At 50.5% G+C, this 13,570-nt stretch carries 11 protein-coding genes; 8 read left to right on the top strand and 3 right to left on the bottom strand.

Annotation, left to right across the window (positions count from 1 at the left end; all coding sequences use genetic code 11):
• Position 1: 1 nt before the first annotated feature.
• The 4 genes from csb2 to cas4 are packed head-to-tail and all read left to right on the top strand — an operon-like array spanning position 2 to position 6,120.
• Entirely contained in the window at positions 2-1,510 is a 1,509-nt protein-coding gene (gene csb2, locus HMPREF0733_RS10110; protein WP_013399223.1) for a type I-G CRISPR-associated protein Csb2, read from the top strand.
• The gene (gene cas3g / locus HMPREF0733_RS10105) at positions 1,500-4,268 is read left to right on the top strand and encodes a type I-G CRISPR-associated helicase/endonuclease Cas3g (RefSeq protein ID WP_013399222.1); all 2,769 of its coding nucleotides are present in this window, start codon (positions 1,500-1,502) and stop codon (positions 4,266-4,268) included. The genes csb2 and cas3g overlap by 11 nt, the downstream gene beginning before the upstream one ends.
• Positions 4,268-5,317, top strand: coding sequence for a hypothetical protein (locus HMPREF0733_RS10100; RefSeq protein ID WP_013399221.1), 1,050 nt, complete (start codon positions 4,268-4,270; stop codon positions 5,315-5,317). Before cas3g ends, HMPREF0733_RS10100 begins: the two co-directional genes overlap by 1 nt.
• On the top strand, positions 5,314-6,120 hold the full coding sequence (gene cas4, locus HMPREF0733_RS11565) for a CRISPR-associated protein Cas4 (protein ID WP_013399220.1): 807 nt from the start codon (positions 5,314-5,316) through the stop codon (positions 6,118-6,120). The genes HMPREF0733_RS10100 and cas4 overlap by 4 nt, the downstream gene beginning before the upstream one ends.
• A gap of 371 nt (positions 6,121-6,491) precedes the next feature.
• Here cas4 and HMPREF0733_RS10095 read toward each other — a convergent pair whose 3' ends face one another.
• Together HMPREF0733_RS10095 and HMPREF0733_RS10090 are read right to left on the bottom strand one after the other, a co-directional pair.
• Positions 6,492-6,785 (bottom strand): antibiotic biosynthesis monooxygenase family protein, encoded by a 294-nt coding sequence (locus tag HMPREF0733_RS10095; protein WP_013399219.1) that lies wholly within the window; start codon positions 6,783-6,785, stop codon positions 6,492-6,494.
• A 192-nt stretch (positions 6,786-6,977) separates the two neighbouring features.
• Entirely contained in the window at positions 6,978-7,874 is an 897-nt protein-coding gene (locus HMPREF0733_RS10090) for an acyl-CoA thioesterase (RefSeq protein WP_013399218.1), read from the bottom strand.
• A 34-nt stretch (positions 7,875-7,908) separates the two neighbouring features.
• Here HMPREF0733_RS10090 and HMPREF0733_RS10085 point away from each other — a divergent pair, with 34 nt between their 5' ends.
• The 3 genes from HMPREF0733_RS10085 to HMPREF0733_RS10075 are packed head-to-tail and all read left to right on the top strand — an operon-like array spanning position 7,909 to position 9,781.
• The gene (locus HMPREF0733_RS10085; protein WP_013399217.1) at positions 7,909-8,784 is read left to right on the top strand and encodes a DUF8185 domain-containing protein; all 876 of its coding nucleotides are present in this window, start codon (positions 7,909-7,911) and stop codon (positions 8,782-8,784) included.
• Complete coding sequence (locus HMPREF0733_RS10080; RefSeq protein WP_013399216.1) at positions 8,781-9,248, top strand: globin domain-containing protein; 468 nt, start codon at positions 8,781-8,783, stop codon at positions 9,246-9,248. The genes HMPREF0733_RS10085 and HMPREF0733_RS10080 overlap by 4 nt, the downstream gene beginning before the upstream one ends.
• Positions 9,249-9,295: 47 nt before the next feature.
• Entirely contained in the window at positions 9,296-9,781 is a 486-nt protein-coding gene (locus HMPREF0733_RS10075; protein WP_013399215.1) for a GNAT family N-acetyltransferase, read from the top strand.
• A gap of 161 nt (positions 9,782-9,942) precedes the next feature.
• Here HMPREF0733_RS10075 and pepN read toward each other — a convergent pair whose 3' ends face one another.
• On the bottom strand, positions 9,943-12,492 hold the full coding sequence (gene pepN / locus HMPREF0733_RS10070) for an aminopeptidase N (RefSeq protein ID WP_013399214.1): 2,550 nt from the start codon (positions 12,490-12,492) through the stop codon (positions 9,943-9,945).
• A 446-nt stretch (positions 12,493-12,938) separates the two neighbouring features.
• Between pepN and HMPREF0733_RS10065 the strand changes: the two genes are divergently transcribed.
• Positions 12,939-13,427, top strand: coding sequence for a ribose-5-phosphate isomerase (locus tag HMPREF0733_RS10065; protein ID WP_041322138.1), 489 nt, complete (start codon positions 12,939-12,941; stop codon positions 13,425-13,427).
• Positions 13,428-13,570: the final 143 nt, after the last annotated feature.

Here is a 13,570-nt window from a genome sequence, read left to right as displayed (position 1 = left end):
AATGCAGGAACTTGGAATTATTGCTCGATTTCCTCTTGGAGTATATACAGGACATAAACAAGATGGTAACGCAGATACTTTTCCTGAACCGGTCCGTCTACATGCTGCTTTAGTAAGTTCAGCAGCACAGGGCAGCCTTGCTGTTACTAATGAAAAAGGAGAACTAGAACCTAGTAACGCTTCTCTTAAAGCCCTCAAATGGTTAGAGGAGAACCCGCCAGATGGAATTGAGATACCAGAGAGCCATCCAGTTCATAAAGGTTCTATTCGTTTTACGTATAGAAATACAACTAATATAACTGTAAGTTCTCGTCCTAAGGAAGGGCAAATTTCTGATGGTACTGCACTAGGAGGAAATATAGGTTGGTATTGGAAACAAGTACCTGATGATATTGCCAATACGTTAGAGCAATTATGCGATGACGTACCCTACTTAGGTGAATCCACAAGTGTTACAGTTCTTGGATCAGGTGACGTTAGCCCAAACCTGATTCTTGATCTCCAAGGTAATCCTTTAGAAGCAGTTGGGACGATGCTGCGTATTCCTGCACCAGGGCGAACTGATGCCTTGATAGAGACCTATCGCGAGAATAAACTTGTAACGTACGAGTGCTTGACTCAAGTTATGTATTCAACTCCCGAGCCTGAATACCCTGAGGTTCCTTGGAGCCGAGTTGTCCTCCTTGAAATAGAAGGTGAAGAACTTTCCCCAGAAGAACATGTTGCTCTTTGTGTTGCTCTTCATCGCGCGATTATTGCCGGTATAGGGTATGGGGCCTCTAGCTTCTTCACCGGAAAATATCCTAGGGGAGCGGAGGTACCTGCTAATAGGCTTGCTTTCCACTATATCCCTGCGCACTATATTCAGCATTTAGGTATTAAAAATTCTGTGATAGCTATTATGGTTCCGGAAAATACCTCACCGGAAGACCTCATACAGCTTGGTCGTAGTTTAAATGCTGTTCCGTATTTGTGGGGCCGTACTTTTGGTAAGCGTAAATTATATTTTGGTGGGCAAGTAGTTAATGCGCATGAATTCTGGCCTGCTGTTCAGCCTGGTTATAGGCGTCTTTGGAAGCCTCTCACCGCAATTGTGCCAGAAACCCGTCCCGTTAAAAAGAAAGATGGCGGCGCTCGTTGGACTTTGGCAGATTCTGGTTTGCTATCAATCGCATATGTTTGGCGGGATAAATTTAACACAGCTGCCAGGGGTGAACAGCGCTACCTTGAACTTCGTAACCAGGTGGAGGAGCAAAGCGACGCACAGGTTTATCATGCTCGAACTATACATACACGCCCTACAGCATATGTGCATAAAGTACCGCAGAACGTTATGCCTCAGCCTTGGCGCGGCGTGTTGTCTCTAGGGAATTTGACTAATGATCGCACCATTATTGCGCTTGGGCAATCAAGGCATCTTGGTGCAGGGCTTTTAGTTCCCTATGACGTGCCGGAAGAAGAATTTATCTATTTACAACAAGCATATAAGGAACGCAAAAATGACCAGTAATTTAGGGATTCAGCGCAGAGATTTTTCTGAATTCTTTGCGGCCCTTAATGGAGGCTATGCGCCCTTCACCTGGCAACAAGAGCTTGTAGCCCATATTGTTGAAACCGGTTCATGGCCCGATAGGATTGTGGCCCCCACAGGTGCAGGTAAATCATCTGTTGTAGACGTTCATCTTTTCGTGAATGCTTTATTTGCTTGTGGTACAGGTCCTCGTGTGCCTCGACGCTTAAACGTGGTGGTGGGTCGTCGCGCGTTGGTAGATAGCCAAGCTGACCGGGCACGGGAGATACTGCGTCAGATGACGGTGATCCTTGACAAAGAGGAGCCTCTAACGTCTCGTGAGGAAATTATTTATCGTGTTGCTCAAGCCTTGTTATCGTTCCAAGTTCATGACGATGTACGTCCCTTTGAAATCGGGCATATTCGTGGTGAGCTGAGTAACCGTTCGCTTCCCGTTAATGAGATATCGGCGTGCGCTATTATCGCGGCTACTCCGGATATGTGGGGTTCTCGTTTGTTATTCCGTGGGTACGGCAGCAGTAAGGGCGCACGTCCACGGGAAACCGCTGTTGTATCTATGGATTCAGTCATGGTTCTTGATGAGGCTCATCTGAACCAGCAGCTTCTAGTAACGGCACGTCGAATTGCGCAGCTACAAAAATATGGGGCTGATGTAGGAGTACCCACGCTTCAAGTTGTTGAAACAACCGCAACACCGTCTGAACTTGAAGAAAACCAAAACCAAATCGGCGTTGACGTTTCACAGCTGGATTCTCCTCATGATGCTGAACTTTTACGACGTATAAACTCAATCAAACGGCTGACTCGTATACCTCTTGATAAATGGAATGGTAAAGCTGAAAACACCGCTGTCATTAATAGTGCTGTTGACGAGGTACTAGGTCTTTGTAAGAAGCTGGAGCCTAATAACGCGGGACAAAGCAAGACTGTAGGGTGCATTGTTAACCATGTTGGGACTGCCGTTAAGGTTGCGGATACGCTGAAGAAAGAGAATCTTAGCGTCAAACTTATTGTGGGGCGCATGCGACCGTTTGATATGAAAAAACTGCGGGATGACCATCCTAATCTGTTTACGTGCAAAGGTGACTCTACTATTGATGTCGTGGTGGCTACACAGACTCTTGAAGTCGGTATTGACTTAGATTTCTCCTCGCTTGTCACGGAACTTGCTCCCGCTTCATCTTTGGCGCAGCGTTTTGGGCGCGTTAATCGACTGGGTAAACGAAGTGAATCCCAGATAATTGTTTTAGAGCCTGAAAGTCCTGACAAGATTAAAGATCCTGTTGTGTTACCTTATAAGGCCGAAGATTTGCGTAATGCTTATAACTGGCTGAATGATCTATCAGCGTTTGAAGATGTAAACCCTGGAACCATGCTGACTTGTACTCCGCCAGCAACGGCACCTCAGAGACTGCTGTACCAGCGCCCGGAACTAGCAGATATTCTTGAGTTTGCCCGTAGTTCTGAAACACCATATGCTGAACCCGATTTCGACCTGTGGCTGCACGATTCTTTAGAAGAGCAAATCGAGTTGGGCGGTGTAGTTGTCCGTGAACATTTACCATTAAATGATTCCGAAGCGCTGGAGCTTCTAAAAGCATTTCCACCGGTAAACGAAGAAGTCTTTCCTGCCAATATTAAGATTCTCACGAATATGTATAAAGAACTCGTCTTGGGGAATGAAGAACGGAGAAAACAAGAGAAGGAAAACCCAAATATCCGACGGAGAGCTTTCGTGTACAGAGCAGGTGAACTCGAAATTTGTTCTCCTGATATGCGCCTTCGACCGGGCGATGTGCTCGTGATAGACAAGGGCCTTGTCTTCACTACCCAGGATGTAGCCATGGAGTTAGGCAAAGCTCAAGATTCTGAAGCGCCATCTGCTGTTGTTCCAGAGGGAATTAAGTTCTTTATTTTTGATAATGACATAGAGCATGATGAACATGGATTCTTCAAAAAGTTCTGCGGTTTAACTCCAGACGAAGCTACAGAACTTTGGCAGTCTGAAATAGGAGAAACAGGAGAAGTTGTACTGTCTAGCTCTATTCACACTGACCCCCGTACTAGTGACGTAATCGCATGGTACGCCGTGGTGCAAACAGATACTACAGATGATGACTCTGACGTTCGACAAGAATGGACTCCCTCACAAGGAGCGGTCTATCTGGAAGATCATCAACATGATGTCGCTGAACGAACGAAAAAGATCGCCGAATCTGTGGAACTTCGGGAAGAATTCACCCAGGATATTATCTTTGCAGCTGAGCACCATGATGATGGTAAAGCAGATTCCAGGTTCCAAACTATGCTGGGTGGGGCACAATCTGATAAGCCACTTGCAAAAAGTGCGGTTCGAACCCGCCAAGAGATCTGGGTATCCCGCCAACGCAGCGGTATGCCCGCTGGATGGCGGCACGAACAGATGTCTGTTGCTCTGGTAGCGACCAGCCGAGCTGCAGGGGAACTGGAATGTTCAGATCTTGCGTTGAGGATTATCGGGTGCAGCCACGGGCACGGTAGAAACTCGTTCCAGCACACCGACCAAACGCTCTTAGGGGAGTGTGCGGTTCATTCCTACCAAGACACGCTTCAGCAGCAGGCGCATGAGCTTTTTCTAACTGGGCGTTGGGACGAAATTATGGAAACCACTGATAGGGAATACGGCCCCTATGCTACCGCTTATCTAGAGGCGCTAGAACGTGCCGCTGATGCTCAAATTTCACGGGAAGGACACTGATGTCTACGATTACACTCGCGGGTGACTACACGTCAGCGCTCACCCATTTTGCCCAATACGGTTTAGCCTCATTGGCTGAACAGCACCATCCTCAAGGGGTAACTCTTGGATGGACTCGCGAAGCGGTACCCAAAGCGCAGCTAACCGTAGAAGGTGCAGACGCATATACGCTCGCTGGCTATATTCATGAGTTGGCAAAACAGTTATGCGAACCGGAGAGCTGGGGTCAGATAAACAATACTTATGGAACTATGAATGTATCTCCATTTTCTCCACGAGTCGGCGAAATTTCATCTCCTTTAGATTGGAAGAGACATCAAAAAATCCGGCAAGATATGATTGATAAACTCACTCAGGAAAAAGATTATCTTTCTCTTTGTTGGATCTCATCATTAGGAGAAGCCTCTTATTGGTTTCCTGAAAAAAATAAAAAAATACCAAAAGAATACCAGCGTTTAGGTGCATCTCGCTGGGAAATGGCGGATCGCGGAGGCGGCAGGGAATTTGTACGATATCGTCTTCGTCGTATGTGCGAAGAAGTAGTCACATGGTCCACTGAAAAAATCACTAATGGGATTATTGGAACTGAGATAAACGATCCTATAGGAGGTGAGAAACTATTAACCGCAACTGGATTTACCACTCCACGAAAGACTGATGTCAGCCTGGCTCTCTTAGCCATGACTGGGATGTCATGGTTTCCAGTTATACATATGGCAAACCATTTAAGTATTACTCCTGGGGCATGGCCTTCTAACGATGTTGCTCCAGAGAATCTAGTGCTTCCCTTAAGTATCGAAAATATAAAACCAGCTAGACTGCGGACTGTTCTTCGCAGTCACACATTCGCAGATATTGTAAATTACGTATGCCATGAGGAATCTGAAACAGGCGTATCTGATACTAGGGAAATCCTTAAAGCATATGGATCTAGGGAGCAGCTTAAAGCTCATGGCATGGATGCAGTTGTAAGGTTCCCAGTTAAAACTGTGAAAACTGCATCAAACGCTTATAGGTATATCCAAGAAGGGAAACTGGTGCCACTGTGATCTCCACAAACGAGAGCTATTTACCTATCTCCCTAGTAGCTCAAACAGTGTACTGTCCTCGCCGGGCATGGCTAGAAGCAAATGGTGAGAAAACAGATACCTCTCAGATGCAGCATGGGTATTTGGCACATAAAAATGTGGATGACCCCAAAACATCACGAAGCAGACAACGTCGTTCTGTTCTTATTCGTTCGGATTCTTTAGGACTGAGTGGTAAATGCGACGCTATAGAGCTTGAGGAAGATGGAACGCTTCGGGTAGTTGAATATAAATCAACTCCTGTGCGAAAGAACCCTCAAATCACTGAAGCGAATCGCGTTCAGCTTGCCCTCCAAGGGATCTGCTTGGAAGAGTCAGGGGAAAGTGTTAGCGAATTTTCGGTACATTTTACCGATCATAACAAAACTATTGCGGTTGAGCTCTCTGAAGACGATTTTGCCCTAGCACGAGACTATGTAGAACAGACGCATAAGATCGTTGAATCTGAACATGCGCCAAAACCGTTAGAGGATTCTCCAAAGTGTAGCTGGTGTTCGCATGTCAGTGTTTGTTTGCCGGATGAACATTTTGGGCGTGCATCGACTCAGAAAATTGTGCCTTCAAAACCAGACAGTCAGGTTGCTCACCTAACTGTTCAAGGTTCACGTGCCACAATAAAACAGGGTAGACTGATTGTTCAGTCAAAAGGTGAACAGCTTGGCGATATCCCCCTAGAGAGAATCCACAGTGTAGTAGTTCATGGAAATATCGATATTTCATCTGCGCTATTACGGGAACTCATGTGGCGTAACTCTCACCTGTGAGAACAGGTGACTTTCATTGAGGGCAAAGCGCGAACAAAACTCCGTGCACGCGGTAAAAATGTCTCACCTGTGAGAACAGGTGACTTTCATTGAGGGACCAAAGTTGCGGATGCCCTTTCGGATGCGGGTGTTGTCTCACCTGTGAGAACAGGTGACTTTCATTGAGGGTATTGGCCGGATTACTATAACCGCGATCAGCCCGGCAGTCTCACCTGTGAGAACAGGTGACTTTCATTGAGGGGACTACCCGAAATTCATGGGCATCACAAAGAAAAGGTCTCACCTGTGAGAACAGGTGACTTTCGCTAAAGAGAGAAGATGCCCCGTCTCATCACCCATGAGACGGGGCATCTTTGCAGTAAAGGTAGATACTAATCGATAGCGTCGAAATCGACTACATCAAACCCGAGAATTCCTTCGGATGCGCTCACCACCGGCTTATCGCGCACCACATGCCGGTTTGCAATCCAATTGCGGAACGACTCTTCATCCTGCCAATGAGTCATCGCAAAATATTCGGTACCGCCACTGGTGGGGCGCAGCAGTTCAAAGCTCAGGAACCCAGGAACTTCATTGAGCTTTTCGTTATTGTTCTTGAACCGGCGCTCCAGCTCCTCGCCCATGCCTTCCTGCACGCTGAGCTTATTAATCTTGACAACTGCCACGCTAATCCTCCGTTGGTTTTATGGCTTATAGTTAGGGATGCCTGATGAATGCTTTAGTTTTAGCATAGGGCACACCGCGTCTCGATAATAGATGCGCACTATTTATGACGTTATTTTGCCTGTCTCGCAGTATCGCAAGTGCTGCCAAACAGTGATCCGCGCCCTATATTGACTACGGCCGATACGTCTCAATTACCTATACTCCGGCAAACGGAACATCATCTCCTGCGCGACAGTCGCCACCAACTTACCTTCGCGCGTAAAAATCGATCCCCGAGCGAGCATCCGACCACCCTGCGCTGTGGGGGAGTCCATCACATACAGCAGCCACTCATCCGCACGTGCCTCACGATGAAACCACATCGCATGGTCCAAAGAGGCCGACTTCATGCCCTGCTCAAGCCAAAACTTGCCGTGCCTGCGCAGCGCTGGTTCTAGGGGAAGATAATCCGAAGCATACGCAATCGCTGCCCGATGTACCGCATCCGAAACCGGGGCGCCCGAAGCATCAACTAGGGAATCAAAAGTCTTAAACCACACCGTGGCAACCGGTTCCTGCGAGCTTGAATCCGGGGCCGTATACAGGTGCGGGCTCACATACCGAATATCAATTGGGCGTTCCCATGCAACAGCCTGCGCTACCGGATGCGCCACCTCGCCAATGTAGTCGCTCACGCTCGGCAGCCCCTCAGGATCGGGAACCTGCGGCATCTCAACAGCCGTATGCTCGGGGCCGCGACCGGGCTTCTGGAATGATGCAATCGCAGAGAAAATGGGAATATCGTCCTGAAGCGCCTGAACCCGGCGAGTCGCAAAAGAACGCCCATTATTGAGCCGTTGTGAGGTAAAAATAAGCTCTTTCGTAATATCACCGGGATGCAAAAAATATGCATGAATCGAATGCAACACCTTATCGCTAACAGTATTATCAGCCGCCATAATGGCCTGAGCGAGCACCTGCCCGCCATAAGTGCGCGGGGTCTCGCGTGTTAGCGTCACAGCGGTAAAAGCGTCGTCACCGCCCACCGACTCAGCGGGGGCCAGGTTCAGCATGGTCATCAAGTTCTGGGTGGGGGTGGGCTTCGTCATTCTTTAATTCTGACACGAAGGGGTAAAGTTGAGGATGATTTATCGAAGAAAATATGCGAGCGAGAGGCAAAACATGACCGATGACCTGCACACACCCGACGCGGCATCTCTGCCAGAACCGGAACCGCAAGAACCTCCACGCTCAGCCACAACCAACACCCGGCGTATAGACCTCAAATACAATCCGCACGAAGGCATCGACGAACCCTACCTTATCTTCCCCAACAACCAGCAAGGTATAGCCGCCGCTGCCGACCTCAGCACCTATATTTCACGCGCACGTTCCCTCGATACCCAAGCGGCAATACGACTTACCGCCCGCGGGAGCGTGCTCGCCGTTTTCGCATGTTCCCTTGCCCCCGAAACCATGCTGGATAACACCCCCACCATTCTGGGGATGCGAGCCCTCAACCTCGCAAAGCCATCAACCCTTGATATTGTGGTAGATTCAGCCGCCCTGCTCGAACGCCTGGCGCGTATTAAAGAATCCGAGATGGTGCTGTATCTGCCGCCCGTCACCGTACACACTGAATGGGCTGGGAAAGCCGCACCCCTGCAAGGATGGGAAAAACTAGGAACTATTGACGCCGACGAGTTCCGCCGCGCCAGCCGTGAAGGACTTGCCGCCGTCGAAAAAGCACTCCCCGAAAACCCCGGTGCCGCAGTGCTCACCACCGTGCGAACCCGCATCTGGTCATCTCCCATGGTGCTTGAGCACCTACCGGAGTTTGACCGAACCCCTATACCTACAGGCGCAGCCTTCGCCCTGCAAGTCTTCGGATTCCTTCCCGAAACCTTCACCGGTGAGCTCGCCATATATGCCGCCCCTACTGGTTCCGACGGCTGGGTGCGCATCGCTGCCCCCGGCGGGCATGTGCTAGTGCGTTCGGGCTCGGGAGCGCTCGCATGAGTTATTCTGCGAACCAGCCGGGTGAGCAGGTCAGCATTTACGACCAGGTGGGTGGCGAGGAAACCTTCGATAAGCTCACCCGCAGGTTCTATGCGCTCGTGAAGGCCGACCCCGAGTTTTCCGCCATGTACCCGGATTTTGACCCGTTTCCGCCTGAGCACCTCACAGAGGAACAGACCGCCGAGATTGAAGCGAACGATACTGACCATTTCGATGCATCGGCGCGGCGGCTGAAAATGTTCCTGATTCAGTACTTTGGTGGGCCTAGCACCTACCAGGAGCAGCGAGGTCACCCGCGTTTGCGCATCCGGCATAACCCGTACCCGATCGGTGCGAAGGAACGCGATACCTGGCTGAAGTATATGCGGCAGGCGATGGACACCCTCGATCTTCCGATGATGATTGATGCGACCATGTGGGACTATTTCGAGCGTGCCGCACGCGCCATGCAGAACCGGGCATAGTTCAAGACAGCATTGCATTTCAGACGTTGCTTTTATAGGTTGTAACAATGCGTATTGTTTCTTATAGCCCTATATATCGGGAAGCTCTTCTGGATATTTCACTTCGCGCTTGGGGCCCTGTTTTTCCGCGGATGCACAACGACGTCCCCGAGTTCGTTTATGATGCGTTCTACCCTCAAGGGTGGCGGCAGCGGCAGCTCAGCGATTTAGAGGAAGTGATCGATCAGGAGCCTCAGAATGTGTCTATTGCGCTTGAGGGTGAGTGCCCGGTCGCTTGGGTTTGCACGCGTATCCATCCTGAGGATCAGATGGGTGAGATTTATGTGATTGCTGTCGATCCCGAGTACCAGCGGCGCGGCGTGGGGCAGCGGCTTATGGATCATGCCTCTGCGCAGGTTAAAGACGCTGGGATGCGCATGGTGATGGTCGAAACCGGCGGCGATTCGGGGCACGCACCGGCCCGAGCGCTCTATGAGTCCGAAGGATTTGTTCGCTGGCCCGTTGCTCGGTATTTCAAGGATCTTAGCGGATAGAACTGTTGCTCAAAAACAATAATTCTCAAGACCCACCTGGCTCAATGTAACCCATGGGCGCTAAAAAAGGTTCTTGATGTGAAATAAGCGTAATTTTCGCGGTTTGTTTCACATCAAGAACCTTTTTATATAGGTTGGGGGCAGGCTAGGGGATTATTACCCTAAATATCAGCCGCCTGAACCTTCAAGGCACGAGCCACGCCGTCGCGCGCCTCCGCAATCTGCCGTCGCAGCGCCGCCGCATCCTCAGGCAAAGACGCTAAATAGGCTTCGGTGCGTTCCAACAGTTCGGCGGTCGGTTCCGAAGGGTACATGCCGCCAATAATCTGCATCGAAATCTCGTGTGACCGCGAACGCCAAATGCCCTCAATTAGCTCAAAATACGGTTCAATGTACGGCGCAATGAGCTCGGGCTCGCCCGATTTGAAACCGAAAATGGCGTAGCGCTGAATCATATTAGACAGCTCGCCGGTTACCATAATCTTGTTCCAGTACTCGGCTTTCACCTGTTCACTCGGCTGAGACGCATATGCCTGAGCCGCATACTGTTGACCGGTTGCCGTGTTATCGTTCGCCGCCTCAGCATCGATCTGCGCGGCGCTCACACGACCACCCGTCGCCAGGCGGCAGATCAGGGTCCACCGCAAATCGGTGTCAATCTCCAAGCCGTCCAGCACAATATCGCCTTCAAAAAGCCTCTGCACATTCTCATACTGCGCCTCGGTTCGGGTCTGATTCACAAACGCCTGAACCAGCTGCAGCTGTGAGTCTGAATCCGGCTGAGCGGCGCAAGCCAACGACCACAGGCGATCGGCGGCGCGTTCACGAGTTTCATCCCTAAACTCAGGGTTAACAAAGGAACGCAGAGCGATGGAGAGGTTACCCAGCTGGGTTCGCAGTGCAGTTGAATTGGTCTCTTTGCCGATGTTATTGAGCACAAATTCCACATACTGCCGTGCGGGCATCTGGGCGTCACGCACGGTATCCCAGAGGGAACCCCAGACCACGCCGCGAGCTACCGACGAGTCGATGTCGCCCAGATGCTTCACCGCAGTATCAATAGAACGCTCATCCAGGCGAACCTTGGCAAACGCCAAATCTTCATCATTGAGCAGAATCAGGTCGGGGCGTTTCTTGCCGACAGCCTCGGCAATCTCGGTCAGTTCGCCGTCAATATCCAGCTCAATGCGGTCGGTGCGAGTCAGCTTTCCGTCTGTCAGATCGTAGAAACCGATAACTGCGCGATGCGGGCGCAGCGTCTCATAACCGGCAGCATAGGATTGGCGGATACCCAGAGAAGTAATATTGCCCTCGGCATCATCGGCGACCTCGACCGTAAGCGTGTTTACCCCTGCGGTTTCAAGCCACTTGGCGCTCCACGCGCGTACATCACGGCCGGAAGTCTCTTCCAGCTCGACCAGCAGGTCGTCAAGAACCGTGTTACCCCAAGCGTGCTTGTCAAAATACTTCTTCAAAGCCGCCATGAAGTTTTCCTGGCCAACCCACGCCACCATCTGCCGCAGCACCGATGCGCCCTTCGCGTAGGTAATGCCGTCAAAGTTCACCTGAACATCATGAAGGTCACGAATCTCAGCCACAATTGGATGGGTTGAGGAGAGCTGATCCTGCCTATACGCCCAGGTCTTCTCCGAAGCAGAGAACGTAGCCCAAGCCTCTTGAGCGTAGCGGGTATTCTCAGCCGCAGCCAGTGTAGACATAAACTCAGCAAATGACTCATTCAGCCACAGGTCATTCCACCACTTCATGGTGACCAAATCACCAAACCACATATGCGCAAGCTCGTGAAGTATCGTAATGGCGCGGCGCTCACGCAGCGCCTCTGCAACCTTGGAACGGAACACATAGGTTTCAAGATAGGTTACGCACCCTGCGTTTTCCATAGCACCCGCATTGAATTCGGGGACAAAGAGCTGATCGTACTTCTCGAAAGGATACGGTGTCTTGAACTGCTCCTCATAAAACTCGAAACCCTGGCGAGTCAGCTCAAAAATATCGTCCGCATCTACATAAGGCATCAGCGATTTACGCGCGTAAACACCCAGCGGAATAACACGCCCCTCAGAATTCGTCAGTTCGCTCGTAACCTTCTCGTATGGGCCCGTCACGATGGCTGTAATGTACGAAGACATACGCGGGGTAGGCTTGAAATACCACGTTTGTGCCCGACCGCAGCCGCAGTCCTTGGGCTCAATCTTCACCTCGGGCTGGTTAGAAACCACAACCCAGTGCGAAGGAACACGCACGCTGAACTCAAACTCGGCCTTCAAATCTGGCTGCTCAAATACAGGGAAAACACGGCGAGAATCCGGAACCTCGAACTGTGAGTACAGATAAATTTCACCGTCTGCCGGGTCCACAAAACGATGCAAACCTTCACCGGTATTTGTATAGAACATCTCTGCATCGATCTTCAGAACATTCTGCGCTGCAAGATTCGGCAGAGTAATGCGCTCCCCATCGGCAAGAGCAGGATCAAGCCGCTCGCCGTTTAATTCAATCGAATTTACCTGAGAGGTAATAGCGTCAATAAACGTGGATGCGCCAGGCTCAGCATCGAACCGAATCTCAACAATCGACGAGAAAACATCTTTGTCTGTGCGAAGGTCGAGATCAACACGGTAGGTGTGAACCCGCTTAATAATTCCCGCACGCTCAATCGCCTCATCGCGGGTTAAATTTAGACCGGGCATGATTCCCTTTCTCGATATGTGTTTATAAATCTTCCTGTAGTGTTTTGCAGCGGACCTACCAGGAGAAACAGCGCAAAACTAAGTTCAAGAATATGGGCATCAAACAAACTCAGATATGTGTATGTGCCCCGACAAAAAGTGCCTAGTACCACAGTCTAACGCATCCCGTCTGAGAGCACATTATTACTCATCACATGCGCAAAATACGTGCCGATGGTAAGGGTAGGTGTGGGCAGAAAATATGTGCCGAAATAGTACCTGCCATTGCCCCGATACCGGTTACAGGAATAAGTTTAAATTCGCTACAGTTATAGAGACACAACAGCTGAGGGCACCCAGAATAGAGACGACTATCGCCGTGCACATTTCGGGAAGCCAGTCCACCACTCACTGCACAGGTAAATATCCATGCTGTGAGCGCCACGGAATATCACCAGGAGAACCCCTTGCGCGTACATATCGCCACCGACCATGCAGGTCTTGAGACGAGTCAATACCTGATCGAACAGCTCACCGCCGCAGGATACGACATGATTGATCACGGGCCCCAAGAGTACGACCCGCTGGACGACTACCCAAGTTTCTGCGTTAACGCTGCTCTTGCCGTTAAACGAGACCGTGAGCAGGGGTTTGACTCGCTGGGCATCGTCCTAGGCGGTTCTGGCAATGGTGAGCAGATTGCCGCTAATAAAGTAGAAGGAATTCGCGCCGCCCTTGCCTGGAATCACGATACCGCCGCCCTTGCCCGCCAACACAATAATGCCCAGGTCATTGCGGTCGGTGGTCGTCAGCACAGCAACGAAGAGGCGCTAGAGATTATCAAGGTTTTCCTCTCTACCCCGTGGACGAACGAAGAACGTCACGCCCGCCGCATCGGTCAGGTTGCCGAATACGAGCGAACCGGTCGGATTGAAGGCAAGCATATCGACGTATAGCAGCGTAGGTTAGTAAACCACAATTTGCGGCAGCAGCGTACCCCGAAACATCGGGGAATAATAAATGCCGCTGCATTCGCCGTTTAGTTTATAGGTATATGAAACACCCCAACGCGCCATCCGAATGATATGCGGTGTACCGT

This window comes from Rothia dentocariosa ATCC 17931, from assembly GCF_000164695.2.
Lineage (GTDB): Bacteria > Actinomycetota > Actinomycetes > Actinomycetales > Micrococcaceae > Rothia > Rothia dentocariosa.
This window is presented reverse-complemented; position numbering and strand designations above follow the sequence as displayed.

Excerpts from the sequence above, each read along its gene's own strand:
- HMPREF0733_RS10100 (WP_013399221.1), top strand. The coding sequence starts at position 4,268 with ATGTCTACGATTACACTCGCGGGTGACTACACGTCAGCGCTCACCCAT.
- HMPREF0733_RS10080 (WP_013399216.1), top strand. The coding sequence starts at position 8,781 with ATGAGTTATTCTGCGAACCAGCCGGGTGAGCAGGTCAGCATTTACGAC.
- HMPREF0733_RS10085 (WP_013399217.1), top strand. The coding sequence starts at position 7,909 with ATGATTTATCGAAGAAAATATGCGAGCGAGAGGCAAAACATGACCGAT.
- pepN (WP_013399214.1), bottom strand. The coding sequence starts at position 12,492 with ATGCCCGGTCTAAATTTAACCCGCGATGAGGCGATTGAGCGTGCGGGA.
- HMPREF0733_RS10090 (WP_013399218.1), bottom strand. The coding sequence starts at position 7,874 with ATGACGAAGCCCACCCCCACCCAGAACTTGATGACCATGCTGAACCTG.
- HMPREF0733_RS10075 (WP_013399215.1), top strand. The coding sequence starts at position 9,296 with ATGCGTATTGTTTCTTATAGCCCTATATATCGGGAAGCTCTTCTGGAT.
- csb2 (WP_013399223.1), top strand. The coding sequence starts at position 2 with ATGCAGGAACTTGGAATTATTGCTCGATTTCCTCTTGGAGTATATACA.
- cas3g (WP_013399222.1), top strand. The coding sequence starts at position 1,500 with ATGACCAGTAATTTAGGGATTCAGCGCAGAGATTTTTCTGAATTCTTT.